This window comes from Aquirufa sp. ROCK-SH2, assembly GCF_054558315.1.
Genome location: NZ_JBPXKB010000004.1, coordinates 121,578 through 147,028, shown reverse-complemented (window position 1 = coordinate 147,028; position 25,451 = coordinate 121,578). Strand labels below are relative to the sequence as shown.

Genomic DNA, 25,451 nt, shown 5'->3' with positions numbered 1-25,451 from the left:
TGCTTTGAAAAAAATCACCCTCCTTTTACTACTAATATTTTCTGTAAGCTCAGTATTTGCTCAAAAAAGTAAATATAAACGTGTCTATCATGAATATTATGATGCAAGACCCTTACATTTTGGCTTTCTATTTGGATTAGCTGGTTCAAGCTATAATTATGTCGCTTTAAATAGCGGATCAGATGTCATTTTATCACCTAAGCATTTTGGATTTCAAATAGGTGGAGTAGCAAACTATGCATTTAACAGACATATTGAATTAAAAACAGGAATCAACGTAGCCTTGTTTGAACGGCATTTGGATTATTATTTAAGCACCAATATTCCTATCAAATCAGGATTACAAACAGACAATTTAAATTATCTGCGTGAGTCCACTTGGTTAGAAATTCCTGTTTCCATCAAATTTCGATCGATAAGACGAAAGAATCACCGCTTTTTCGTGTTGGCAGGAGCAAAATTTGGAATAGAGGCCAACACAAGAGACAAAGACTTTTCGAGTTTATCTAGTGATTACAACCACACGATTTATGCAAAAAAATCAGATTTGGCCCTAGAATACGGATTTGGTTTTGAGCAATTTTTTCAATTTTTCAAATTTGCACCAGAGATTAGATTCTCACATGGGATTTTCAATATTTATCAGGCCCCGTCAACATCTGATCCTGTCGCAAAACGCCTAAATGAGATCACTCACCTCAATACACATACGGTGAGTTTGATTCTGAATTTTGAATAAAGAAGAGAGAAGAGAGAAAAGAGAAAACCTATTACCTTTTACCTATATTACCTCTTACCTCTTACCTCTTACCTATTACCTCTTACCTATTACCTATTTCAAATTCGTTCTCGCTTTTTTCGGATCCACCACGGTTTCTAAAGTAGTTACAGCTGAAACACCGAACCAACCTGCTCCTTGCATTTTAGAGCTTGGATTTGCATTAACGATATTAGTTGGTATGTTGGCAGCGGGTCTAGAAAAAAGTCCAGCATTATTAAGTTCTAATCGTGCTTGCGACCAAAAATTAAATTGATCTTCAGAGATAGAATATAACTCCACCTTTATCTTATCATTTTCCAAATATAATTCAGGAGAAATAGCTCTTCGAACTGGAAGAATAAATAACAATCCATCTGCTTGAGAACCTTTTTGAAAATTAGAATCGTACAAAAGTGTCAAATTATTTGTTCCATTAAAAAGCACTCCATTTTTGTAAAATTTTACGCGATAGCAATCTCCCACTCCAATGGGATCTCTTGCGAAAAATTGTGCATCATAACCCTTTTTAGGTTTATCTGTTCCTGATTGTCTTCCTGATGCATCGGTATATTGATATAGAATAGAATCGACAGGTGGAACGCGATACATTTTTGAAGTGGCCGAATATGACTCGCCAGACCATTTAACTGACAATTGATAGGTTCTACCTACCTTACCAAAAACCTCGGATTCAGAGGATGGGGTCCAAACATAATTACCTTTATTGCTTGGATTTTCTGTAAATCGATATTTATTCCCTACATTATCTGTCACTTCAACATTGGCACCAGAAATAACGACTGGGGCAGTATTATCAAAATAATTTTGAGATTTAGACAGGAAAATTTGCTGAGGCCCTTTTTGATCCGTTAAAGTAGATTGAACAACAAAATAATTGTCAAAATTAGGGGAATCCAATGTCACAATTTCTTCACAAGAAGTCAACAGGAAGAAAGAAATAAATCCAATGATATAGACGGTTAAATATCGCATATTAAAAAGAGAAATTATAAGTAACTGCAGGAACAAATGAACCAATAATCGAAAGTTGAACAGCCTCTGTTTTTAAAGCATTGCCATCACTTGGACGTGTATAAATTGAAAAAGGATTTTTACGATTATATAAATTATACACTGAAAAAACCCACTCGGAGCTACCTTTTTTAAACAATCCTTTTTTGTTCTTTTTAGTAGCTGAAACATCCATTCTATGATAATCAGGAACACGAATATTTCCTCTTGTGCCTTCCAAAGTTAGTGGGTAAGCAATTCCTTCGTAACTATATTTTTGAACAGGAATTGAATAAGGAACACCCGTAACATAAGCAAAATTGACACCGAATGACCATTTAGAAGAAACTTGATACTGACCGATTATATTTAGAGTATGGGTTCTATCATATCGATTTGCATACCAATCATTACTATTTAGCCCTTCAATCTTTCGTTCTGTCCTCGCTAAAGTATAAGATAGCCAGCCGGTTAATTTCCCTGTATTCTTTTTCAAAAACCATTCAATTCCATACGCTCTACCTTTGCCAAATAATAAATCTTTTTCAAAATATGGATTCAAAAACAAATTAGCTCGATCGGCGTAATCTATTTGATTTTGCATATCCTTGTAATAGACTTCAACGGATGCCTCGTAATTGTTTAGATCTGGGCCAAAATTTTTGAAATAACCTAAGGCTACTTGATCTGATATTTGAGGCTTGATATTGTTGGTTGATGATGTCCAAACATCTAAAGGAGTCGAAGCTGCCGTATTTGACATCAAATGTACATATTGAGACAAACGATTGTAGCTAGCTTTGATAGATGAACTTTCTGTTAAATTTAGATTAACAGCGAATCTTGGCTCCCAGTTTCCATAAGATGCCACAGTAGTTGAAGGATCTACATTGATTGTTTTCAAAAAATACCCTGACGGATTTTCGATGGAGGGTGTTATACTGATTCGCTCATAATACTCTCCATTCAAACTTTTATAATCATAATTGGAATATCGAATACCATATTGCAAACCAATTTTAGGTGTCAATTTCCATTCATGGCCTATATACAAAGATGTTTCAATTCCCTTTTTATTAGCTTGACCAAATTCCCTTTTCTCCCCACCTGAAGAAGCAACTGCTTGACCAGGTTTAAATTCATACGAAATGATTTGACCTCCAAATGTCAATGTATTATCTGGTCGTATGTAATAAGTAAAATCTGGCTTGAAACTTAAATTAACGATATTGGAAGTCCAACGAAAATTATCATTGGGTTTTTTATTTTCTAAATCAGAATCCAACAAATAATCATAATTACTATAAAAGGTCGTCGCATTTAAAAACAATTTATTGGAAAAAACATGGTTCCATCTTGCCGATAGCGTTGAATTACCCCAATTAAATCCAAAACCTGTTCCAAAAACATCCCGTCCAAAATACCCAGACAAAAACACCGTATTTTTGGTATTAATCGTATAATTCACTTTTGCCGTTAAATCGTAGAAATTAAATTGAGCATTGGCATTGCTCCCAGTCAAAAAGGGTTTGGCTAAAATATCGATGTAAGATCTACGCGCTGCCAAAATGAAAGATGCTTTATCCTTAACAATTGGGGCTTCTAAAGATAATCGAGAAAAAATCACTCCAATACCACCATTCACCTCCAATTTTTTCGCATTTCCTTCCTTCATCTTTACATCCAAAATGGAAGAAACTCGGCCACCATACAAAGAAGGAATACCACCTTTGTATAATTTTACGTCTTTTACCGCATCTGGATTGAAAACGGAGAAGAAACCAAATAAATGGGAAGAATTGTACACAGGTGCATCATCCAAAAGGACTAAATTTTGATCCACACCTCCGCCTCGCACATTAAACCCGGAAGCCCCCTCGCCAACCGTGGACACACCAGGTAGAAGCTGGATAGCACGAACTAAATCAACTTCACCTAGCAAGGCAGGAATTTTTCGAATGGTTTTAATATCTATTTTGTTAACAGACATTTCGATACTTTTAACATTTTCATCAAATGCTTTTGCAGTCACCTTCACTTCAGCTAATTCAGAAATTTCCGACTCCAATTCCAAATTCAATTCTTTAGCTTCACCTGAAAACTGAATGACTTTTTCCACTTTCTTATAAGAAGTAGATGAAAAAACCAATGTATAAGTGCCCGGAGCCAATGTTATACTGTAAAAGCCATAAGTATTGGAAGATGTACCTGTTTTAAGTTCTTTAACATATATGTTAGCTGCAATAATGCCCTCACCATTACTCTTGTCTTTGATATAACCGCTCAAAGTAGATTTTTGAGCTAATAGAGAAATGGATATAATGGTTAGTAAAAGGGTAAGAATAGTCTTCGTTATTTTCATAAAATGTGAATGAATTACAAATCTAAACTGATTAAACGAAAAATTGTTCAATTTATTGATGAATGGTAATTCACTGAAAAATAAAAAACATAAAAATCAAAATATTGATAATTATTTTAAATAAAAAGCAATATATTACCGATAATATTTTATTTTAATATTTTCCTTTACATTTGTGAAAGCAAAATATGCATATATAACCAATGGATTTAAAAATATTTGGCAAAATAATTCGAGAAAAAAGAAATTCTCTCAACCTCAAACAAGAAGACCTCAGCGAAAAAAGTGGTGTGGCTATCAAAACCATTCACTCCATTGAACTTGGAAAAGGAAACCCTGCAATTAAAACCATCCTTAGAATATTTGAAATCTTAGAACTAGATTTCATTGTTGTATCCCCTAAAAACAACCAATAATTATTATGGAACAAGCCATTAGTTTTGAACGTATCCCTGCAATCATCTACGCCGATTCAGAAAAAGCATCAAAAGCAGTTGCACAAGAAATTGCTAATTTAATTCGCAACAGAGCAAAAGAAAACAAACCAGCGGTTCTTGGCTTAGCCACAGGCTCGTCTCCTAAAAAAGTGTATCAAGAACTGATCAGAATGCACAAGGAAGAAGGACTTAGCTTCAAGAATGTTATCACCTTCAACTTGGACGAATACTACCCGATGGAGCCCGATGCAATACAAAGCTATGTGCGTTTCATGAAAGAGCAACTTTTCGATCAAGTTGACATACCGGTAACAAATTACCATATTCCAGATGGAACCTTGCCAATTGAGAAAGTTCCTGAGTTCTGTAAAGACTACGAAGATAAAATGGACAAACTAGGTGGCCTAGATTTTCAATTATTAGGAATTGGAAGAAATGGACACATCGGCTTTAATGAACCTGGTTCACTCATTAATTCAAAAACACGATTAATGACTTTGGATATTAGTACGAAAATTGATGCATCTTTCGATTTTGGTGGACTAGCCAAAGTACCCAAAAAGGCCATTACAACAGGTATAGAAAAAGTAATGCAAGCCAAAAGAATCGTTCTTTTAGCATGGGGAGAACATAAAGCAGAAAGCGTTGCCAAAGCGGTTGAAGGCCCTGTAACTTCTGAAATCCCAGCTTCTTATCTTCAACAGCATTCCAACGCAAGTTTCATCTTGGATGAAACAGCTGCTGCGCTATTAACCAGAATCAAAACTCCTTGGTTGGTTGACTCAGTTAATTGGGATAGAACTATGATTAAAAAAGCCGTAACACACCTTTCCTTAACCATAAACAAGCCTGTTCTTAAGCTAACAAACAAAGATTACAATGAAAATGGATTATCTGATTTATTAGCCTTGTATGGACAAGCCTACGATATCAATATTGAGGTTTTCAATTATTTGCAACATACCATTACAGGTTGGCCAGGTGGTAAACCCAATGCCGATGACACACATCGCCCAGAAAGAGCATTTCCTGCGAAGAAAAAAGTCATTATTTTTAGTCCACACCCAGATGATGACATTATTTCCATGGGAGGAACTTTCCAACGTCTTCATGATCAAGGCCATGACGTTCACGTAGCCTACCAAACCACGGGAAATATTGCTGTTGCAGACGACGAAGCTTTACGCTTTGCTGAATTTGTCATTGATTTCAACGAAAAATTTGACAGCCCAAATCCAAAGGCAAATAAAATCTACAAAGAAGCTGTAAAGTTCCTAAAAAACAAAAAAGACTCTGAAATCGATATTCCTGCTGTTAGAGAAATAAAAGGAATCATCCGAAAAGGAGAAGCAAAAAACACTTGCCGTTTTGTGGGAATCAAAAAAGAAAATGCACATTTCTTGGAAATGCCTTTTTATGAAACTGGCACCATTCGTAAAAAACCGATTGGGGAAGTGGATGTACAAATTATCATGGATTTAATCGAAGAAATCCAGCCGCACCAAATTTATGCAGCAGGAGATCTTGCTGACCCACATGGAACACATAAAGTTTGTTTAGACGCCATTTTTGAAGCAATCACCCGTTTGAAACACAGAGAATACATGAAAAACTGTTGGGTATGGCTTTACAAAGGTGCTTGGGCAGAATGGGATATTGATCAAATTGAAATGGCAGTTCCTATGTCGCCAGACCAAGTTTTCAGAAAAAGAATGGGTATTTTCAAACATCAATCTCAAAAAGATGGGGTTGTATTCCAAGGCGATGACTCTAGAGAATTCTGGCAAAGAGCTGAAGAACGAAACAGAGGAACAGCCCAAATCTATAACGATTTAGGCTTGGCAGAATACGAAGCCATGGAAGCCTTTGTAAGATGGCGTTTTTAGACTAATGCTTCAAATAAAATCTCGGCGGTATGCTTCGCTTTACGTTGCGTACCGTCGTGAATTTGATGACGGCAACTTGTGCCTGATGCCACAATTTCTACCTCAGCACTTTGAGCCCTAATTGTAGGAAATAAAACCAATTCACCAATCTGCATCGACAAATCATAATGTTCTTTTTCGTAACCAAAAGAACCAGCCATTCCACAACATCCAGAAGGAATTAATTGTACTTCATAATTAGCAGGCAAAGTCAATGCCTTTTTTGCAAATACCAAAGAACTCATTGATTTTTGTTGACAATGCCCATGCAACTTCAACAATTTCTTTTCTGTTGTAAAAGCAGATGATTGAATACGTTTCGCATCTAACTCTTTCGCAATAAACTCTTCCAATAAAAACACATTGCTAGCAAGATTCTTAGCACGTTCTACCCATTCGTCAGAAACCAAATCTGGATATTCATCTCTAAATGTTAATAAGGCAGAAGGCTCGATACCGACCAAAGGAATTTCAGCACTAACAATAGAGGACCACAATTCCACATTTCTTTGAGCAATAGCCTTGGCTTCATCCAACATTCCTTTAGATAAATAAGCTCTTCCTGAGATAGGATGAGATATTGTTCGAATTGAATAGCCCAATGCTTCCAATAATAGAATGGCCTTTTGACCAACTTCTACATCATTGTAATTGGTAAATTCATCCACAAATAGATAAATGGATTTATCGGATTGAATTGTTTTACGTTGTTTAATCCAAGATTGCAAACTTTGTTTGGCCATCAAAGGCATCGTCCTTTCAGGGTGAAAACCGACCAATTGATTGGCCATTTTACGTAAGAAAGTTGTCCCCATCACCACATTATACAAAAATGGAATTTTGGACGTAATACTAGAAATTTTGGCAAAATTACCTACCAACCAGCTACGCAAAGGCAAACCCTTTTCTTTTTGATATTGGTACAAAAACTCCATTTTCAATTTCGCTACATCCACATTGGACGGACATTCCGACTTGCAACCCTTACATGCTAAACACAAATCCATCACTTCCTTTATTTCATCATGTGCAAAGCGATTGGGTTGAGTAGAACGAGTCAAAAATTCCCTTAAAATATTGGCTCTAGCTCTGGTAGTTTCTTTTTCATTGCGAGTTGCCATAAAAGAAGGACACATCGTCCCTCCGGAAATGGGGGTTTTACGACAATCTCCTGAACCATTGCATTGTTCTGCATGTTGCAAAACATCTTGATCATGAAAACGAAATGCGGTCTTAAATTCTGGTGTTTGTTGACCTGCCTCATAACGCAAAAAAGTATCCATTGGAGGGGTATCCACAATTTTATTGGGATTAAATATTCCTTTCGGATCCCACCAAGATTTTAACTCTCGCATCAATTGATAATTCTTCTCTCCAACCATCCAAGGAATGAACTCACCACGCAAGCGACCATCTCCATGTTCGCCAGATAATGAACCATTGTATTTCTTCACCAAACGGGCAATTTCTTCAGCGATGGTTCTGAAAAGTTGATGCCCCTCTTTAGTTTTCAAATTAATGATAGGTCTCAAATGTAATTCTCCTGAACCAGCATGCGCATAATGCACACAATACAAATTATTTTCAGATAAAATTTCATTGAATTCGGCAATAAACGCAGGTAAATCATTCACATCCACCGCTGTATCTTCAATCACTGCCACTGCCTTTTCATCTCCAGGCAAGTTCGACAACAAACCTAAACCAGCTTTACGCAAATCCCACACTTTCTTCACATTAGCTCCTTCCACATAAGGGAAATGATATCCCAAATCAGCCGCTAACATTGCCTTTTCAACCGCTTTAGCCCGCTGAATCAATTCTTCAGGATCATCTGAACGCAATTCCACTACCAATATAGCACCAGGATCTCCTTCCACAAAAAAGCGATTTTGCCTTTGCTCCGGATTTGCTTTGGTACATTCTAAAATATAATGATCCATTAATTCAGAAGCAGAAGGATTAAATTGCAAAGCAATTAAATTCGCACGAAGAGCTTCATCAATGGTATTAAAATGAGCACAAACCAAGCCAATATGTGCAGGAGGAATAGGATCAACATGTAATTTTATGCGTGTAACAAAAAACAAAGTGCCCTCAGATCCTGATAATAAAGAACAAAAATTAAAATGGGCATCATTTTTCCCAAAAGCTTTGGTATTCAAAAGCATATCCAATGCATATCCCGTATTTCTACGATGAATACTTGGCTTAGGAAATTCCTTAACAATATTTTCTTGAACTTCTAAATCCGATAAAGCATCCAAAGTTTGACGATAAATTTGGTGCAAACGAGAACCTACTTTTAATTTCTTAACTGTTTCAAATGGATTTTCAGCACCGAAAGTAACAAATGTACCATCGGATAAAAAACCCTCAACTTCTAAAACATGATCACGGGTAGAACCATAAACCACTGAATTGGAACCACATGAATTATTCCCCAACATCCCTCCTATCATCGCTCGATTTGCCGTAGATGTTTCTGGACCAAAAAACAGACCCTGTTTTTTCAATTCAACATTCAATACATCTCTCACCACTCCTGGCTCAACCCAAGCATAAGATTCTTCTTTATTGACTTCAAGAATGCGATTAAAATATTTGGAAACGTCTACCACCAAACCCGCTCCCACTACCTGACCCGCCAAAGAAGTTCCTGCTGTTCTTGGAATCAAAGGAAGCTGATGCTGATCGGCAAAAACAATGATTTTTTGTATATCCTCTACTGTTTCGGGAATCACAACAGCCAAGGGCATTTCACGATACGCAGAAGCATCGGTTGCATAAAGCGTACGCATTACTTGATCCGTATGCAAAGTACCTTGAATATTTTCAGCTAATTGTGAAAGAACTTGAGAAGATATAACAGTAGCAGACATGCTTTAATTTTATTTTTTATGAACAGATACAAAAGTAACTAAACCCTTGATTAGTAGCAATTGAGAAATAATATATGTCGACATCACTATGAATGAATTCCCTGGAAATGAATAATAAAACTTCCCAAAAGCCAATAAACTATCAGAAACAACAAACAAAAATGCACCCATTGCTATTTGCCAATAATTATTAGAAGTGGAAATTTGAATTCTTTGAAGAGCAAAATACAACATACTACCTAAAGCAAAAGCATAAATAATTACAGGAATTCGCAAGCCCTCAACGATGTTAGGAAGCAGAAAGTTCAATAATAATGCGACATAGACTAAAATAGGTAAAAGGGACAGAATTCGATGTTGGATGGAAATTTGGTCTAGAGGTATTATTTGCTTGAGAAAAATAGTAATGTACGTAATTTGCATCAACAAAAATGCAGCCAATCCTAATTGAAAAAACAAAGGATTACTCCCTGGAATCATTAAAAAAACATCCCCCAACCATGCAAAAAATAAGGCAAGCAAGATTGTTTTTTTTCTATTTAAACCTTCTTGATTAAAAACATAAAAAGATAGTAAAATCATCAACAGCGGTTTAGTAAGAAACCGTATGGAATGAATGGTTGGAAATAAGAATGGCGCTAGAAGTTCAAGGCAAGCATCAAGTCCAAAAAAATATAAAATCCAATTAGTGCTTTTCATCTACCTTCGTCAAATACTCACCTTCACAAATTTCTTGATCAATGATAAAATTAGGTCTTGATTTGGACTGAAAAAATATTCTCAAAATATATTCTCCCAATATCCCAATGGCCATCAACTGAATACCACCAAATAAAATAATCACAAATAACAAAGAAGTAAAACCTTCTATGATATGTCCAATGAATACTTTTTTAAGAATGATAATAAGGAAATATATAATAGAAAGTGAAATCACCGCAAATCCTGCCGTACTAATAAATTTAACTGGAAATTCACTAAAATTGAAAATACCATTTAAAGCTAATTGCAAAAGTTTAGAAAAAGTATATTTCGAATCTCCTGAAGCTCTTTCTTGTCGATCATAGGAAATTCCAATTTGTTTAAAGCCAATCCAAGTTCGCATTCCTCGGATAAACCGACTTTCTTCTGGCATTTTATTCAAAATATCCACCACCTTTCTACCCATAAATGAAAAATCACCTGAGTCAAGTGGAATATCAACATTAGAAATTTTCTTTAAAATTCGATAAAACAAGAAGTAGGCCATTTTTTTATACCAAGGCTCTTTTCTTTTCTCGCGAACGGCATAAACAACTTCATATCCTTCTTTGAATTTGGCATAAAAATCATGAATTAATTCGGGAGGATCTTGAAGGTCGCCATCCAATACAAACACGCCTTCAGTGCCTCTTGCCTTGGATAACCCAGAAGTTAAAGCTAATTGATGCCCATGGTTTCTAGAAAGCAAAATCACATGAAAACGCTTATCTGTCAGTGCCAACTGTTGGAGCATTTCCCTTGAACGATCCTTACTTCCATCATCCACAAGGACAGCTTCCAAACGAATATCAGAACTATCCATTATTTTTTGAAGACGTTCAACTAAACTTGGAAGATTACTTTCTTCATTAAATACAGGAATTACAAAAGAAACTTGTGGTAATAAATTGTCCATCATTAATATCGATATCTACCGTTTTTAAAATCAAAAATAAGCAATCTTCTACCATTTTTACCTCGAATCAATACAGAATCTTTATTCGTGGTATCTATTTTTTGAATAAACTTTTCATCTGGCCTTAAATATAAATTCACTAATTGAGCATCTGCGACGTCCACATTTAATTTCGCTAACTCTGTTGATGCAAGGAAATTATTGAATCGAGACGGGTAAAAAACCGTATCTCCTGATTGATACACCGATTGAATTTTTTTTGCGATAACAGGATAAGGATTTTCTTCTCTACCGATTGAAAAAGTATATTTCTGTTTTTGATCTTTATAAAGTGGTTGAATTAATTTAACCAAAGTGTATGCTTGAGTCACTAAAAATATACCTGCCAAAATTTGTATCCAAATATGCTGATTCAAAAGGTATCTCAAAAATCCAATAGAAATAAAAATACCAAATGGCAATCCAAAACTGGCATACCTTAGAAAGAATCCTGTGGTGGTTTGAGCATTTATCGCTGAAAGAAATAACACCAAAACAGGTAATGTAATTTGCAATATCCCAAACAAATAAAATTTACGTTCATCTTTGGGCAATGTTTGTATCCAATTTCGCGATACAATCCCAAACATTAAAAGCAAAATGGCACCAATTTTAAAGCCATAACTCATGTACAAATCGTTGGTCCAAATAAATTGATCAGACAGAATAGATACAGTTCTTTTAAATAAATGAATGGGCGTAGATGCCTCAATCCAGCCTGCAATTTCACCATGATTTTGTATATAATCACGATATTGCTGTGCAGCATCTGCCTGATAAATCAAAAAATATTGCCCTGGCCCAAGGGTCATCCATAATCCGAATGGTACGAGGATAAAAATGGATGCGATGAAAAAACGTTTGATGGTTTCTGTATTGGGCCGATGAAAAAATAGAAATATCAATTGTCCTATTAAAACCAAAGCAGTTAAATAAGTACTAAACAATGCACCTAAACTAGCAATTGCCCAATTGGAAAAATAAGATTTTTTTGAAGAAGAGCCCTCTTTTTGATTTATAATCAACCAATAATAATAATTACTTAATGTGGTAAAAAATAGGCTGCAAGTATAATTTCTTGCTTGTTGACTAAAAATAACAAAGAATGGTTCAATGGTCGCAATGGCCAAAACTGCCAATGCCCAATTCAAGTTCCATTTAAGCCTTTTTGCCCAAATATATAAAACCAATAAAGTTAATAAGTTAAAAAAAACAGATACACCTCTGAATACAGCATCCGCTTTTCCGAACAAAAAAGAGGACACTTTTAATGCCATATCATGTAACAAACTATTTCCACTCACATCTCCACTTGCATCTGCTTTTAACCAAGCTTGTATGCCACGAGGAGCCCAGAAGTCGCTAGGTGTAAATGTGGTGTCGGGTCTCATCAAATTAACCATTCCTCCAATATTGGTATTTCCAACAGCCAATAAAACGCTTTGTTTTTCATCCCCGAATAACCCAAATTTCCCAATATGGTATACACGTAAAACAAAAGCCAATGCGAATAAGCAAATAAAAACAACAAATTGGAGATACTTTTTATTCATGGTTAAAGGCGATTTGCTTAAAATCAAAAATCACTTGATTATAAAACCAAGTGATTTTTCGACAATAATAATCAATAAATTTCAATATTACGATCCACAAGCCTCGCACGCTTCTGGATTATCCAATGAACAAGCCATATCTGATCTATTTTGATCATCGCTTGCATCAAATGAAGCTGCTGCTTTGGCCGCATGTGCCGCATATTGCAATTCCGACTCTTGAACTGAATTCGTTTGTTCTATCGCAGGCTCTGCTTGTTTTTCAACAGTAAACTTAATCGCATCTGCGGCAGCTTTGGTACGTAAATAATACATACCTGTTTTCAAACCTAATTTCCAAGCATGGAAGTGCATAGAGGTTAATTTACCGAAGTTCACATCCTGAATATGAATATTCAAACTTTGTGATTGACAGATATACGCTCCACGATCAGCAGCCATCTCTAAGATAGTTTTTTGCTTAATTTCCCAAACTGTCTTGTACAAATCCTTCAAATTTTGAGGAATCTCAGGAATATTCTGAACTGACCCATTCGCTGAAATCAATTTATTCTTCATGCTGTCATTCCAAAGATTCAACTTAATCAAATCTTTCAACAAGTGCTTATTCACAATCGCAAATTCACCTGACAATACACGACGAGCGTAGATATTAGATGTGTATGGTTCAAAACATTCGTTATTACCTAAAATCTGGCTTGTAGAAGCTGTTGGCATAGGTGCAACTAACAAGGAGTTACGAACCCCATTCTCCACAACTAAGCGGCGAAGATTTTCCCAATCCCAACGACCTGAACTTGGCGTTACATTCCACATATCAAATTGGAAAATACCCTTAGAAATAGGTGAACCTTCCCAAGTAGAATAAGGACCTTCTACTTTCGCTAATTCCATAGATGCTTCCATGGACGCAAAATAGATGGTCTCAAAAATATCTTTATTCAATTGACGAGCCTCCTCTGATTCAAATGGCATTCTTAACATGATGAAAACATCCGCTAAACCTTGAACACCTAAACCAATAGGACGATGACGTAAATTAGAATTTTTCGCCTCAGGAACTGGATAATAATTTACATCGATAATTTTATTCAAATTACGAGTAGCTGTTTTTGTTACATCATATAATTTTTGATGGTCAAATTCAAAAACACCAGCATCATTCGTTTTTACATATTTTGGCAAGGCCAAAGAAGCTAAATTACATACAGCCACTTCGTCTTTTGAGGTGTACTCCATAATTTCAGTACACAAATTCGAAGATTTGATGGTACCTAAATTCTTTTGATTCGACTTATTATTCGCGTGATCTTTGTACAACATATATGGAGTACCCGTTTCTGTTTGCGACTCTAAAATCTTGAACCAAAGTTCTTGAGCTTTAACAACAGTTCTAGCTTTTCCAGCTAATTCATATTTTTGGTACAATGCCTCAAATTCATCTCCGTAAGTATCAGATAAACCTGGACACTCGTGTGGGCAGAACAATGACCACTCTTCATTGCTTTCAACACGCTTCATGAATAAATCTGGAATCCACAAAGCATAGAACAAATCACGCGCGCGCATTTCCTCTTTACCGTGGTTCTTTTTCAATTCCAAAAAGTCAAACACATCAGCATGCCAAGGCTCTAAATAAATAGCAAATGAACCTTTACGCTTTCCTCCCCCTTGATCTACATATCTAGCAGTATCATTGAATACTCTCAACATTGGAATGATACCATTTGAAGTTCCATTCGTTCCTTTGATGTATGAACCTGTTGCACGAATATTATGAATACTCAAGCCAATTCCTCCAGCTGATTGCGAAATCTTCGCAGTTTGCTTTAAGGTATCGTAAATTCCTTCAATCGAGTCATCTTGTGTTGTCAATAAGAAACACGAAGACATTTGTGGCTTTGGAGTTCCAGCATTAAATAAGGTTGGAGTAGCATGCGTAAACCAACGCTCAGACAACAAATTGTATGTATCAATCGCCGCTGCAATATCTGCACCGTGAATACCCACTGCCACACGCATCAACATGTGTTGAGGACGTTCTGCTATTTGACCATCCAATTTCAATAGATAAGATTTCTCTAAAGTCTTAAAACCAAAATAGTCATAACCAAAATCACGGTCATAGATTATCGCTTCATCTAATTCTACCGCATTGTTTTTGATAATGTCATACACTTCTTTGGATAAAAGTGCTGCATTTTGACCTGTTTTTGGATCAATGTAAGTAAAAAGTCGTTTCATCGTAGCAGAAAACGACTTCAAAGTATTTTTATGAAGATTTGATATCGCAATACGAGCAGCCAAAATTGCATAATCTGGATGCTTGGTGGTCAAAGATGCCGCCGTTTCAGCCGCTAAATTATCCAACTCCGTGGTTTTAACACCATCGTACAAGCCAGCAATCACCTTGCGAGCTACTTCCAAGGGCTGTACAAAATAGGGATCCAAGCTATAGCATAGCTTTTCAATCCTAGCTGTAATTTTGTCAAATTTTACTGATTCTCGACGACCGTCTCTTTTAATTACGTACATGTTTGCGATAGATATATAAATTTTAAAACTTCTTTAATCAATGCTATAATTTTAAAACACTTCCAATTTAAATAATCAATTCAAATTTCACTGTTCCCAAAACAACAAAAAGCATCTGCTTTTAAGAGAAAAACCTTCTTAAAAAATCCCTAATCGCTAAAGCCATTAAAGGGGATGATGTTTTGTTAAATTTGGCAAATCTTGGTTCAAAAACTGACACGTCTTTGACTACTTGGGCACATGGTAAAATTAGAAAAAATTAACCCTTCTTGCAAACATTTTTTCTTGCACTTTTCAAGGATAATTTAGTGTATATTTGAAATACACAAGGTAAGTACCCGCTACTCAAATCATTATAAGCGATGCATCTTTGAAAAGTACCAGAAAAAAAAATTGATAAAATTTATTATTTTTTTTTAGCCTAAAAAACTTGCAAAATGACAGCAAAAATGTTATCAAATAATTTTGGATTTTGTTAAAATATTTTTAATTTTGCAACCCGATTAATGAAGTCTATATCCCTATGACTTTCTGTAAAATAAAATTAGACGGCAGGGAATCGTCCTTATAAAATACAAACATGAAAAAAGACATTCACCCAGAGTACAAAGAAGTTGTATTCCACGATTTATCAGCTGATTACAAATTTTTGACTCGCTCTTGCGTTGCAACAACGGAAACAACTGAATTTGAAGGTGCAACTTATCCAGTTTTCAAATTGGAGGTTTCTTCTCAATCACACCCTTTTTACACAGGTAAAAACGTATTATTAGATACTACAGGACGTGTTGATAAATTCAACAAACGTTACGCTGCGAAAAAATAATTTCTTCGCAATTTATAAAAGAGAGCCTCTTCATATTTATGGAGAGGCTTTTTTTATGAACATCGCAAAGGACCCTTGCAGCTTTTCTTTTATTTCAACAACTTTACAAAAACAAAATAAAAAATGATGTGGGAAAATATTTGTCTATTTAACGATGAAAAGATCTTACAACAGCTTCGCCCGATTACGGACCACCGAAATTGTTGGGATTTATTAATAGGCACCTCTACTCTCATCGAAAAATGGCAAAAATATTCTGCCCAGCCAATTTATACAATTCACACATTATTCACAGATAATATACCCCATTCGAGCATATTTCTTTTAGGGTCAGCCTTACCCAACAAGGAATTAATAGCCCTACTGGAGCAACTTCCTGAAGAATCAGCACTTTTTGCACAAAACCAATTAATTGGTTTTAAAACAACCAAACCCAATCAAGACACAAAAGACCTTCAAAAGGTCACAACAGACCTCACAAATCTTTACATCAATCAACTTGAAGATGCATTGAACCACAACGCTCAATTTTTAAAAAAGGAAATCCAATCCAATGCATTTAAACTTGATGAACTACAAAAAAAAGGAAACATCCTTTTATCTCCTGAAAATATTTTCATTGACTCGTCAGCAGACATCAAAGGTAGTATCTTAGATGCCTCATCTGGCCCTATATTTATTGGGAAAAATGTACGCTTGAGTATCGGGACACTCGTCCAAGGTCCTGCTTGTTTTCTAGAAGACTCATCAACCAACCTTGGAGCAAAAATTCGACCCAATTGTACCATAGGACAAGGGTGCAAAATTGGTGGAGAAATCAATCATTCCATCTTCTACCCTTTTAGTAACAAATCCCATGAGGGATACATTGGGAGTTCCATGATAGGATCCTTTTCCAATTTAGGTGCCTTAACCTCTTGTTCCAACCTAAGAAACGATTTACAAGCCATTGAACTATACGATGAATCACAAAAAGGATTCAGAAAGACAAATGAAAAAAACATAGGTATTATGATGGGCGACTATGTGACGACAGGCGTTGGGACGCTATTCAACACTGCTACATGGATTGGCAGTCATTGCAATATTAGTTCCATTGGCTTCCCTCCCAAACACATTCCATCCTTCACTTGGGGAGAATTTCCAAAGACATCCAATTATCGTTTCGAGAAAGCATTGGAAGTAGCAAAAGCTTGGACGAAATTGAAAGGGCAAAATATCCATCAAAATCTTGAGCAAAGGATGGAAGAAATTTGGAAAGAGCAGGCAACTTTCCGAACTTAGCTTTTTATCTTTTTGTTTATATAAGCATGCGATTTCAGGATATTCCCGGATTAGAGACCATTAAAGGACAATTAACAAAAGCGGTTCAAAATCAGCACATCGCTCATGCGCAATTGTTTCATGGACCTCAAGGTGGTGCTCAGCTAGGAATGGCATTGGCTTTTATTAGTTATTTATTTTGCACCAACCGATCCGCAACCGATGCCTGTGGAACATGCCCCAGTTGCCATAAACTAGCCAAAGGAGTACATCCTGATGTGGTCTATATGTTTCCTAGTATTACTACCAAAAAAGTAACCAAAGAAGCAGAATCGGACCTTTTTTTACCTGAATGGAGAAAATTTTTCATTGAATCGCCTTTCAGAACTTTACCAGAATGGCTGGGATTTTTAGGTGCAGAAGGCAATAAACAAGGAAATATCCCCGTTGAAGAAACCCGTAAATTAAATGCCAAAATAAGCTTAAAACCATTTGAGGCTCCATTCAAGGTCGTTTTGCTTTGGAATCCTGAATCACTCAATTCTTCTTCAGGAAATGCATTGCTTAAAACCTTAGAAGAACCCCCTCCATCAACTTTATTCATTTTGGTTTGTTCTGATCCTAGCAAGCTTTTAATAACCATTTTATCCAGAACGCAACGCATCAATATACCTGCTGTAGAAGAAAGCGCCTTAGCCAAATACCTGGAAAAACAATTGGATATTGATGAAGAAAAAGCACTCAACATTGCATTAAGCGTAGAAGGCAATATTTCCTTAGCTATCGAAAAATCAAAATCAGAAAATCTAGTCATTTCCACCTGGTTTTCTGACTGGATGCGTGCTGTCTATTCAAAAAATTTGAATAAGCTGGTTCAATTAGCCGATAAATTTGATGCAATAGCTAAGGAGGACCAAAAAGCCTTATTAGAATATGGTTTACACATTTTCAGACAGTGCCTTTATCAGATTTCGAATGCGCCAGAATTAATCAAGTCGCTCGAAAAAGAAAAAGCATTTATAACTAACTTTGCCAAGACGTTAGATCCCAATATTATTGGAACGATGGCGGAGAAAATTTCAGACGCCCATTATCACTTGGAAAGAAATGGAAGAGCAAAAATTCTTCATCTAGACTTATCGCTTAACTTGATTAAAATATTCAGTGCAAACAAAAAATAACATTTTACAAAGGAATGCAAAAAGTAAAAATAGGTACAAGAAATTCAGCTTTAGCGCTTTGGCAAGCCCATTACATTGGACATTTGCTGGAGCAAGAAGGTTTAAGCTATGAACTTGTCGCTATTAGTACCAAAGGAGACCAAATTCTCGACAGATCATTATCGAAAATTGGATCAAAAGGGGTATTCACAGAAGAGTTAGAAGAAATGCTTCGAATTGGTGAAATAGACATTGCGCAGCATTCTGCCAAAGACCTTTCCTCCACACTACCAGAGGATTTAACTTTAATTGCATTTACAGAAAGAGAAAAAGCGCATGATGTTGTTTTGGGTATCAACCCTCAACTAAACCTGAATAATTCAGAATCATTGGTCATCGGCACATCTTCCACCCGAAGAAGAGCCCTTTTACAAAATTTATACCCCCAACACTCCTTGGTAGAAATGCGAGGAAATCTACAAACAAGACTAGAAAAATTAAAAAATAATACCTGTGACTTGATGCTATTGGCCTTTGCCGGCGTGCATCGCATGGGAATGGAGGAATATGTAGTAGAGCATCTTGAAATCAACAACTTTGTACCGGCAGTTGGACAAGGTTCTGTTGCCATTCAATGTTCAAAAAACTTAGATAAAACTTTACAATCCAAGATTAGAGCTGCTTGCAATCATGTAGAAACAGAAAAATGTTTGGTAGCTGAACGTTTTTTATTGAGTCGATTAGACGGAGGCTGTAGCGTACCCGTTTACGGTCATGCTCAAATCAAAAATGATCTTATCCATTTACAAGCAGGTGTGCTATCATTAGACGGGAAAATTCATCTAATGGCAGAAAGTACGGGTGTGGACCCACAGTTATTAGGAGAAGAAATTGCCCAACTACTCATTGCCCAAGGGGCGCAAGAGTTGTTGAAAGAAATCAGAATTCAACTTAGCAAATAAGGAAATGGTGAAAAAGAAAATATTGATTACTGGTTCAAATGGCCTTTTAGGTCAAAAATTAGTTCAATTACTAATTGAAAAAGAGAACATTGAATTAATTGCAACCGCAGTTGGTGAAAATCGCCTGAAAAACAAAGAGAATAGTTACATCTATGAGTCAATGGATGTCACCAATGAAACTGAAGTTTTGAAAGTTTTCAACAAACATCAACCTCATGTATTGATTCATACAGCAGCAATGACGAATGTCGACACCTGTGAATCAGATGTAGCGGGATGCCAAAAGCTGAATGTTGATGCCGTTCAATATTTAATCAATGCTTGCCGAGAGCATCAAACCTTCTTTTGCCATCTATCGACGGATTTTATTTTTGATGGAGCTAATGGCCCCTATACGGAAGAAGCAACACCTAATCCAATTTCAGTTTACGGGGAAAGCAAATTAAAAGCAGAGGAATTATTAATACAATCAGACATTCGATGGGCCATTGCAAGAACCGTTTTAGTGTTTGGAATTGTATCGGATATGAGTCGAAGTAATATTATTCTTTGGGTCAAAAAATCCTTGGAAGAAGAAAAAAGCATTAAAGTAGTAACCGATCAATTCCGTACACCAACGCTTGCTGAGGATTTAGCAATCGGTTGTTGGTTGATTGCTGATAAAGAAATAGAAGGGATTTTTAATATTTCAGGGGAAGATTTTTTAACACCTTATGAAATGGCTATAAAGACAGCCGATTTTTTCCACTTGCCTAAAAATTTGATCGAAAAAGCAGACTCGTCCACTTTTCAACAGGCTGCTAAGCGACCTCCAAGAACAGGTTTTATTTTAGATAAAGCAAAAAAGCTTCTTGGTTATCAACCAAGAAGCTTTGATGAAGGAATTGCTTTGGTTGCTAAGCAAGTGGAAGATCTTCAGTAGATTCTTCTGAAACATCTAATTTAGGTGTTTCTAAAGGCTTATCTAAATATTTATTTTCTTCTTGAAGTACTTTCCAAAGAACATCTTTTAACTCTTGAATTCCTTGTTGCATCACAGCAGAGATGAAAACCAAAGGAATATCTGAGGGTAAACTAGCTCTAATTTCATCTTCCATTTCAGGAATGGATAAATCCATTTTAGAAATCACCAAAATTTTACGTTTGGAAACTAATTCAGGGTTGAATTTTGCTAATTCACCTTCTAAAATTTTATATTCTTCGCCCCAATCTTTTGCGTCGGCTGGAATCAAGAAACACAAAATGGAATTTCTTTCAATATGTCTCAAAAAACGTAATCCTAAACCTTTTCCTTCTGAAGCACCTTCAATGATACCTGGAATATCTGCAACGACAAAAGATTTATAATCTCTGTATTCTACTACTCCCAAATGAGGCACCAAAGTTGTAAAAGGATAATTGGCAATTTCAGGTTTTGCCGCAGATAAGACGGATAATAAAGTTGACTTTCCAGCATTTGGAAAACCTACTAAACCAACATCTGCTAATACTTTTAATTCCATGATCACCCAACGATCCAAACCAGCTTCACCGGGTTGAGCATGTCTTGGCGATTGATTGGTAGAAGATTTAAAATTATGATTTCCTAATCCACCTCTACCCCCTGGAAGCAAAAGTACTTTTTGTCCATTTTCGGTTACCTCGGCCAAAAATTCATTGGTTTCTGCATCTTTAACAATTGTACCCAAAGGCACTTCTACATAAATATCTTCTCCTTCAGAACCAGATCTTCTACCTCCTTCTCCACTTTTTCCACTATCGGCAATAATATGTTTTTGGTATTTCAAATGAATCAAAGTCCAAAGTTGAGCATTCCCTATCAAATAGATATGCCCCCCTCTACCTCCATCGCCTCCATCAGGACCACCCTTGGGCACGTGTTTTTCTCTTCTAAAATGTGAAGATCCACTACCACCACGACCTGAGCGTAGATTAATTTTGACGTAATCTATAAAATTTGATGTCATTTTGCTTGATTAAAACAATGAATTAAGCTTCAATTATTTGAGTAATCTGGTCAAAGATTTCTTCAATACCACCAATTCCATTGATGCCCTTGAATTTACCTTGTGATTCATAATAATTAGCCACTGGGGCTGTTTTATCTGTATATTCTTGTACTCTTTTACGTATTAAATCTTCATTTTGATCATCTGGACGACCTGAAGTTTTACCTCGCTCTAATAGTCTTTGAGTTAATTCTTCTTGATTCACTTCCAAAGAAATCATGTCTTTAATAGACAAACCATGCCCCTTCAATAATTGGTCTAAAGCTTCTGCTTGAGCAACTGTTCTAGGGAAACCATCAAAAATAAAACCAGCAGCTGTTTTATTTTCATTCAATTTATTTTCAATCATTCCAATTACGACAGAGTCGGGAACTAAGATACCTTGATCCATCAATTTTTTGGCTTCTAAACCTAGGCTAGTGCCAGCTGAAATTTCAGCCCTTAATAGATCACCTGTAGACAAATGAATAAGACCATACTTCTCGATTAGTTTCGCAGATTGCGTTCCTTTCCCCGCACCTGGAGGGCCGAATAAGACAAGATTTAACATAAAATGGAGTGTGATTAAAACAAATTAAATTAAAAAAACGAATAACAAATGTAGTCATTTTCAGAGGATAAAACTAAAAAAAATCACTGTAAACGTTTACATTCTTGGAATTGTACATTTTTCATAAATTCTATGAAAAAAAAATAATTTTATCCGAAAAACAGTATGGCATTGGGATTATTTTTTGTTATTTTTGGATAAATATTGCCAATAAAAAAGGTTTTTATTGGAGTTAATCAAACATATTTTTTTATGAAAAAACAATTTTACCTTAGCCGAGTGGTCTTCCTTGTGGCTTTGATGCTTTCCTTGTCATGGATAGCATTTGGTCAGGACCGAAAAGTGAGTGGAACGGTTTCTGACGCCAAAGGTCAGGGCATTCCAGGTGTATCTGTTTTAGTGAAAGGTACTACAACTGGTACATCAACAGATGTTAATGGAGGATTTTCTATTAACATAAAAAGTAACAATGCTGAATTACAAATTTCTTCAGTAGGTTATTTACCAAAAACAGTAAGTGTTGGAAATAAATCTAGCATCGCTGTATCTTTGGATGAAGATGTAAGCCAATTAAACGAGGTTATCGTTACAGGTTATGCATCTCAACGTAAAAAGGATATTACTGGTGCCGTTGCGGTTGTTGGAGCAAAAGAATTAACTGCTGTTCCTTCGGCTTCTGTAACTCAAATGTTACAAGGACGTGCTGCTGGTGTTACGGTTGGTAATGATAACTCACCAGGTGGAGGAACAATGGTTCGTGTACGTGGTTTTGGATCCATTAACAACAATAGCCCTTTATACGTAATTGATGGTGTACCTACTCAAGGTACTTTGAATCAAATCAACCCGAATGACATTGAGTCGATGCAAGTATTGAAAGATGCTTCTGCAGCTTCTATCTATGGTGCTCGTGCAGCGAATGGTGTTGTTATCATCACAACAAAGCGTGGTGGCGAAGGTGAGCCTAAAATCAACTTTGATATGTATACAGGTACACAAGATGTTGGTAAAACGCTTGACTTGTTGAATACAAAAGAATTAGGTCAATATTATTATGAGTCGGAAATTGGTGCAGGAAAAACTCCAGGTACTTCTCCTTCTGTTCAATATAAATTTGCACCAGATGGCTCGCAAACCATAGCTGACTACATCTATCCAAACGTGTATGGTACACTTCCAGCGAATTATACCTACACAAATGACATCACAGATCCTGCTTTAGGAAAAACAGCCTTTAACATTACAAAAGCTAACAAAGAGGGTACAGATTGGCAACATGTTATTTTTGGACCAGCTAAGATCTCTAACTATCAATTAGGAGCTACAGGTGGATCTAAAAATGGAAAATATGCTATCTCAGGTAGTTATTTCCAACAAGATGGTATTTTGAAATACACTAATTACCAACGTTATTCCGTTCGTGCAAATACAGAATTCAAGAAAGGAAACCTAACTTTTGGAGAAAACGTAACGATTTCATACGATGAAAGAGTAGGTGTTCCATCTGGAAACAATAATGAATCAAATCCTATCATGTTTGCAATTCGTGTTCAACCAATTATTCCAGTTTATGATATCACTGGTGGTCCAATTGCATTAGGAGGAACGAATACATCTGATTTAAATGGTTTTGCTGGTTCTAGAGGATCTAACTTAGGTAATGCACCGAATCCATTTGCTAGACAATGGAGAGAAAAAGACAACATTACTAAAGCGACACACATTTTTGGTAATACTTTCTTAGAATACGAAATCATCAAAGATTTAAAAGCTCGTACTAGTTTTGGATTTGAATACAATAACTACAATAACTCATCTTATTTCAACAGAGATATTGAGGCTGCAGAACCACGTGGTTCAAACAGCTTAACGGTTACAAACAGTTTTGATAGAGCGATTACTTGGTATAATACATTGAATTATACTAAAAAATTGGGAGATCACAATATCAATGTTTTAGTGGGTACTGAATCTGTATCTACTTATTCATTTGGTTTTAATGCTGCAAGATCTAACTTTGCTTTTGACGATATGTCATATCGTTATTTAAGTAATGGTGCGGCTGCTGGTCTTGCTAACTCTGGAAGTGGTGCAACTATCACATCATTATTTTCTCAATTTGGAAAAGTTAATTATTCTTACAAAGAATTGTTATTAGCTGACTTCACTTTACGTCGTGACGGATCATCTCGTTTCTCTCCTTCTTATCGTTATGGAGTTTTCCCTGCATTCTCAGTGGGTGCTCGTTTAACCGAATTAGATTTCATGAAAGATTTAACCTTCATCAACGATTTAAAAGTACGTGGAGGTTGGGGTAAAACAGGTAATCAGTTGATTCCTAACGTTTATAATGCTTATACATTGTTTACACCTGATCCAAATAATAATGCGTATGATATTTCTGGAACAGGAAATTCAATTGCGTCTGGTTTTGACATTGCTCAATTTGGTAATACAAATGGTCGCTGGGAAACAAATACATCAACCAACATCGGTTTTGATGCAAGTTTCTTAAACAACAAAATTGACGTTGCATTTGACTGGTACACTCGTACTACTTCTGATATGTTAACACAAGTACCTATTCCTAAAACTGCAGGAACTGCAACTATCCCATACGTAAATATTGGAGAGGTTAATAATACAGGTATTGACATTAATGTAACTTATCGTGATCAAGTTGGAGACTTCAGATATTCCATCTCTGGACAATATAGCCAATACAAAAACAATGTGGTTAAATTGAATGAAGATCCGAATGCAACTATTTTTGGATTCTCTACTCGTCTTCCGGCTATATCAGTAACAAAAGCAGGTTTACCAATTGCTAGTTACTATGGATATATCGTTGATGGTGTAATCAAAGATGCCGCTGAAGCTGCTTCTGCGGTTCAAATTCCAGGTTATACTCGTCCAGGTGTATTTAAATTTAGAGACGTAAATGGTGATGGTAAAATTTCTGCTGCTGATAAAACAATCATCGGAAATCCTCATCCTGACTTTACTTATGGTTTAAATGTTAATTTAGGTTATAAAAATTGGGATTTAACAGTATTTGCTCAAGGTGTTCAAGGAAATGAAATTTTCAATTACTTGAAATACTGGACAGACTTCAATACATTCCAAGGAAACCGTTCTAAGGATATGTTATATAACTCATGGAAAAAAGAAGGAGATGTGGCACAATTACCACGTTTAAATTCAAACGATACATTTAGTCAGCAAATCTCAAATTACTTTGTTGAAGATGGTTCTTACATGCGTTTGAAAAATATCCAATTGACATACAACGTACCTTCTTCAATTTTGAAAAAAATCAGATTGAGTTCAGCACAAATCTATGTTCAAGGACAAAATCTATTTACTTTCACTAAATACAAAGGTTTAGATCCAGATATCAACTTGAGAACATCAGGTAATGATAACCAAGATATCCACATGGGTATTGATGAAGGTGCTTTCCCAGTTGCTAAATCATACAACATTGGTTTAAGAGTAGGATTTTAATTGAAGTATCATT

The 25,451-nt window shown here is 35.9% G+C and carries 18 protein-coding genes; 9 read left to right on the top strand and 9 right to left on the bottom strand.

From position 1 onward, the window contains the following. The first annotated feature begins 4 nt into the window (after positions 1-4). Positions 5-739, top strand: coding sequence for a type IX secretion/gliding motility protein PorT/SprT (gene porT / locus V7S79_RS10400; protein WP_459490526.1), 735 nt, complete (start codon positions 5-7; stop codon positions 737-739). 93 nt (positions 740-832) lie between these two features. Here porT and V7S79_RS10395 read toward each other — a convergent pair whose 3' ends face one another. Together V7S79_RS10395 and V7S79_RS10390 are read right to left on the bottom strand one after the other, a co-directional pair. Beyond that, the gene (locus V7S79_RS10395) at positions 833-1,753 is read right to left on the bottom strand and encodes a DUF4249 domain-containing protein (RefSeq protein WP_459490525.1); all 921 of its coding nucleotides are present in this window, start codon (positions 1,751-1,753) and stop codon (positions 833-835) included. 1 nt (position 1,754) lies between these two features. Next, entirely contained in the window at positions 1,755-4,133 is a 2,379-nt protein-coding gene (locus V7S79_RS10390; RefSeq protein WP_459490524.1) for a TonB-dependent receptor, read from the bottom strand. 203 nt (positions 4,134-4,336) lie between these two features. Between V7S79_RS10390 and V7S79_RS10385 the strand changes: the two genes are divergently transcribed. Beyond that, the gene (locus V7S79_RS10385) at positions 4,337-4,549 is read left to right on the top strand and encodes a helix-turn-helix transcriptional regulator (RefSeq protein ID WP_459490523.1); all 213 of its coding nucleotides are present in this window, start codon (positions 4,337-4,339) and stop codon (positions 4,547-4,549) included. A gap of 5 nt (positions 4,550-4,554) precedes the next feature. Next, a complete protein-coding gene (gene nagB, locus V7S79_RS10380; RefSeq protein ID WP_459490522.1) occupies positions 4,555-6,456 on the top strand; it encodes a glucosamine-6-phosphate deaminase in 1,902 nt (633 codons plus the stop codon). On the opposite strand, the gene V7S79_RS10375 is transcribed toward nagB, so the two are convergent. The 5 genes from V7S79_RS10375 to V7S79_RS10355 all read right to left on the bottom strand — a co-directional run bounded on the left by V7S79_RS10375 (position 6,453) and on the right by V7S79_RS10355 (position 15,161). Then, the gene (locus tag V7S79_RS10375; RefSeq protein ID WP_459490521.1) at positions 6,453-9,377 is read right to left on the bottom strand and encodes an FAD-binding and (Fe-S)-binding domain-containing protein; all 2,925 of its coding nucleotides are present in this window, start codon (positions 9,375-9,377) and stop codon (positions 6,453-6,455) included. The two genes, nagB and V7S79_RS10375, sit on opposite strands and share 4 nt — an antisense overlap. A gap of 9 nt (positions 9,378-9,386) precedes the next feature. Beyond that, positions 9,387-10,076, bottom strand: coding sequence for a lysoplasmalogenase (locus V7S79_RS10370; RefSeq protein WP_459490520.1), 690 nt, complete (start codon positions 10,074-10,076; stop codon positions 9,387-9,389). Continuing rightward, on the bottom strand, positions 10,063-11,037 hold the full coding sequence (locus V7S79_RS10365; RefSeq protein ID WP_459490519.1) for a glycosyltransferase family 2 protein: 975 nt from the start codon (positions 11,035-11,037) through the stop codon (positions 10,063-10,065). Before V7S79_RS10365 ends, V7S79_RS10370 begins: the two co-directional genes overlap by 14 nt. Continuing rightward, positions 11,037-12,626, bottom strand: coding sequence for a glycosyltransferase family 39 protein (locus V7S79_RS10360; RefSeq protein ID WP_459490518.1), 1,590 nt, complete (start codon positions 12,624-12,626; stop codon positions 11,037-11,039). The genes V7S79_RS10365 and V7S79_RS10360 overlap by 1 nt, the downstream gene beginning before the upstream one ends. Before the next feature lie 87 nt (positions 12,627-12,713). Then, positions 12,714-15,161: a ribonucleoside-diphosphate reductase subunit alpha gene (locus V7S79_RS10355; RefSeq protein ID WP_459490517.1), complete on the bottom strand. Its 2,448-nt coding sequence runs from the start codon at positions 15,159-15,161 to the stop codon at positions 12,714-12,716. A gap of 580 nt (positions 15,162-15,741) precedes the next feature. On the opposite strand from V7S79_RS10355, the gene V7S79_RS10350 reads away from it, so the two are divergent. From V7S79_RS10350 to V7S79_RS10330, 5 genes are all read left to right on the top strand, one after another. Next, entirely contained in the window at positions 15,742-15,987 is a 246-nt protein-coding gene (locus V7S79_RS10350) for a type B 50S ribosomal protein L31 (RefSeq protein WP_459490516.1), read from the top strand. Between the two features lie 123 nt (positions 15,988-16,110). Then, the gene (locus V7S79_RS10345) at positions 16,111-17,271 is read left to right on the top strand and encodes a putative sugar nucleotidyl transferase (RefSeq protein ID WP_459490515.1); all 1,161 of its coding nucleotides are present in this window, start codon (positions 16,111-16,113) and stop codon (positions 17,269-17,271) included. Between the two features lie 26 nt (positions 17,272-17,297). Continuing rightward, the gene (locus V7S79_RS10340; protein WP_459490514.1) at positions 17,298-18,431 is read left to right on the top strand and encodes a DNA polymerase III subunit; all 1,134 of its coding nucleotides are present in this window, start codon (positions 17,298-17,300) and stop codon (positions 18,429-18,431) included. A 14-nt stretch (positions 18,432-18,445) separates the two neighbouring features. Next, positions 18,446-19,372, top strand: a complete 927-nt coding sequence (gene hemC / locus V7S79_RS10335) for a hydroxymethylbilane synthase (RefSeq protein WP_459490513.1) — start codon at positions 18,446-18,448, stop codon at positions 19,370-19,372. A 4-nt stretch (positions 19,373-19,376) separates the two neighbouring features. Next, entirely contained in the window at positions 19,377-20,294 is a 918-nt protein-coding gene (locus V7S79_RS10330; protein ID WP_459490512.1) for an SDR family oxidoreductase, read from the top strand. Here V7S79_RS10330 and obgE read toward each other — a convergent pair. Both obgE and V7S79_RS10320 read right to left on the bottom strand, forming a co-directional pair. Continuing rightward, complete coding sequence (gene obgE / locus V7S79_RS10325) at positions 20,269-21,339, bottom strand: GTPase ObgE (RefSeq protein ID WP_459490511.1); 1,071 nt, start codon at positions 21,337-21,339, stop codon at positions 20,269-20,271. The two genes, V7S79_RS10330 and obgE, sit on opposite strands and share 26 nt — an antisense overlap. Positions 21,340-21,361: 22 nt before the next feature. Further along, positions 21,362-21,931, bottom strand: coding sequence for an adenylate kinase (locus tag V7S79_RS10320; RefSeq protein ID WP_459490510.1), 570 nt, complete (start codon positions 21,929-21,931; stop codon positions 21,362-21,364). 252 nt (positions 21,932-22,183) lie between these two features. On the opposite strand from V7S79_RS10320, the gene V7S79_RS10315 reads away from it, so the two are divergent. Next, positions 22,184-25,438 carry a SusC/RagA family TonB-linked outer membrane protein gene (locus V7S79_RS10315; protein WP_459490509.1) on the top strand — a complete coding sequence of 1,085 codons (3,255 nt, stop codon included), beginning with the start codon at positions 22,184-22,186 and terminating at the stop codon, positions 25,436-25,438. Positions 25,439-25,451: the final 13 nt, after the last annotated feature.

Coding starts and splice junctions, on each gene's coding strand:
- V7S79_RS10395 (WP_459490525.1), bottom strand. CDS start 1,753: ATGCGATATTTAACCGTCTATATCATTGGATTTATTTCTTTCTTCCTG.
- V7S79_RS10390 (WP_459490524.1), bottom strand. CDS start 4,133: ATGAAAATAACGAAGACTATTCTTACCCTTTTACTAACCATTATATCC.
- V7S79_RS10385 (WP_459490523.1), top strand. CDS start 4,337: ATGGATTTAAAAATATTTGGCAAAATAATTCGAGAAAAAAGAAATTCT.
- nagB (WP_459490522.1), top strand. CDS start 4,555: ATGGAACAAGCCATTAGTTTTGAACGTATCCCTGCAATCATCTACGCC.
- V7S79_RS10375 (WP_459490521.1), bottom strand. CDS start 9,377: ATGTCTGCTACTGTTATATCTTCTCAAGTTCTTTCACAATTAGCTGAA.
- V7S79_RS10370 (WP_459490520.1), bottom strand. CDS start 10,076: ATGAAAAGCACTAATTGGATTTTATATTTTTTTGGACTTGATGCTTGC.
- V7S79_RS10365 (WP_459490519.1), bottom strand. CDS start 11,037: ATGATGGACAATTTATTACCACAAGTTTCTTTTGTAATTCCTGTATTT.
- V7S79_RS10360 (WP_459490518.1), bottom strand. CDS start 12,626: ATGAATAAAAAGTATCTCCAATTTGTTGTTTTTATTTGCTTATTCGCA.
- V7S79_RS10355 (WP_459490517.1), bottom strand. CDS start 15,161: ATGTACGTAATTAAAAGAGACGGTCGTCGAGAATCAGTAAAATTTGAC.
- V7S79_RS10350 (WP_459490516.1), top strand. CDS start 15,742: ATGAAAAAAGACATTCACCCAGAGTACAAAGAAGTTGTATTCCACGAT.
- V7S79_RS10345 (WP_459490515.1), top strand. CDS start 16,111: ATGATGTGGGAAAATATTTGTCTATTTAACGATGAAAAGATCTTACAA.
- V7S79_RS10340 (WP_459490514.1), top strand. CDS start 17,298: ATGCGATTTCAGGATATTCCCGGATTAGAGACCATTAAAGGACAATTA.
- hemC (WP_459490513.1), top strand. CDS start 18,446: ATGCAAAAAGTAAAAATAGGTACAAGAAATTCAGCTTTAGCGCTTTGG.
- V7S79_RS10330 (WP_459490512.1), top strand. CDS start 19,377: ATGGTGAAAAAGAAAATATTGATTACTGGTTCAAATGGCCTTTTAGGT.
- obgE (WP_459490511.1), bottom strand. CDS start 21,339: ATGACATCAAATTTTATAGATTACGTCAAAATTAATCTACGCTCAGGT.
- V7S79_RS10320 (WP_459490510.1), bottom strand. CDS start 21,931: ATGTTAAATCTTGTCTTATTCGGCCCTCCAGGTGCGGGGAAAGGAACG.
- V7S79_RS10315 (WP_459490509.1), top strand. CDS start 22,184: ATGAAAAAACAATTTTACCTTAGCCGAGTGGTCTTCCTTGTGGCTTTG.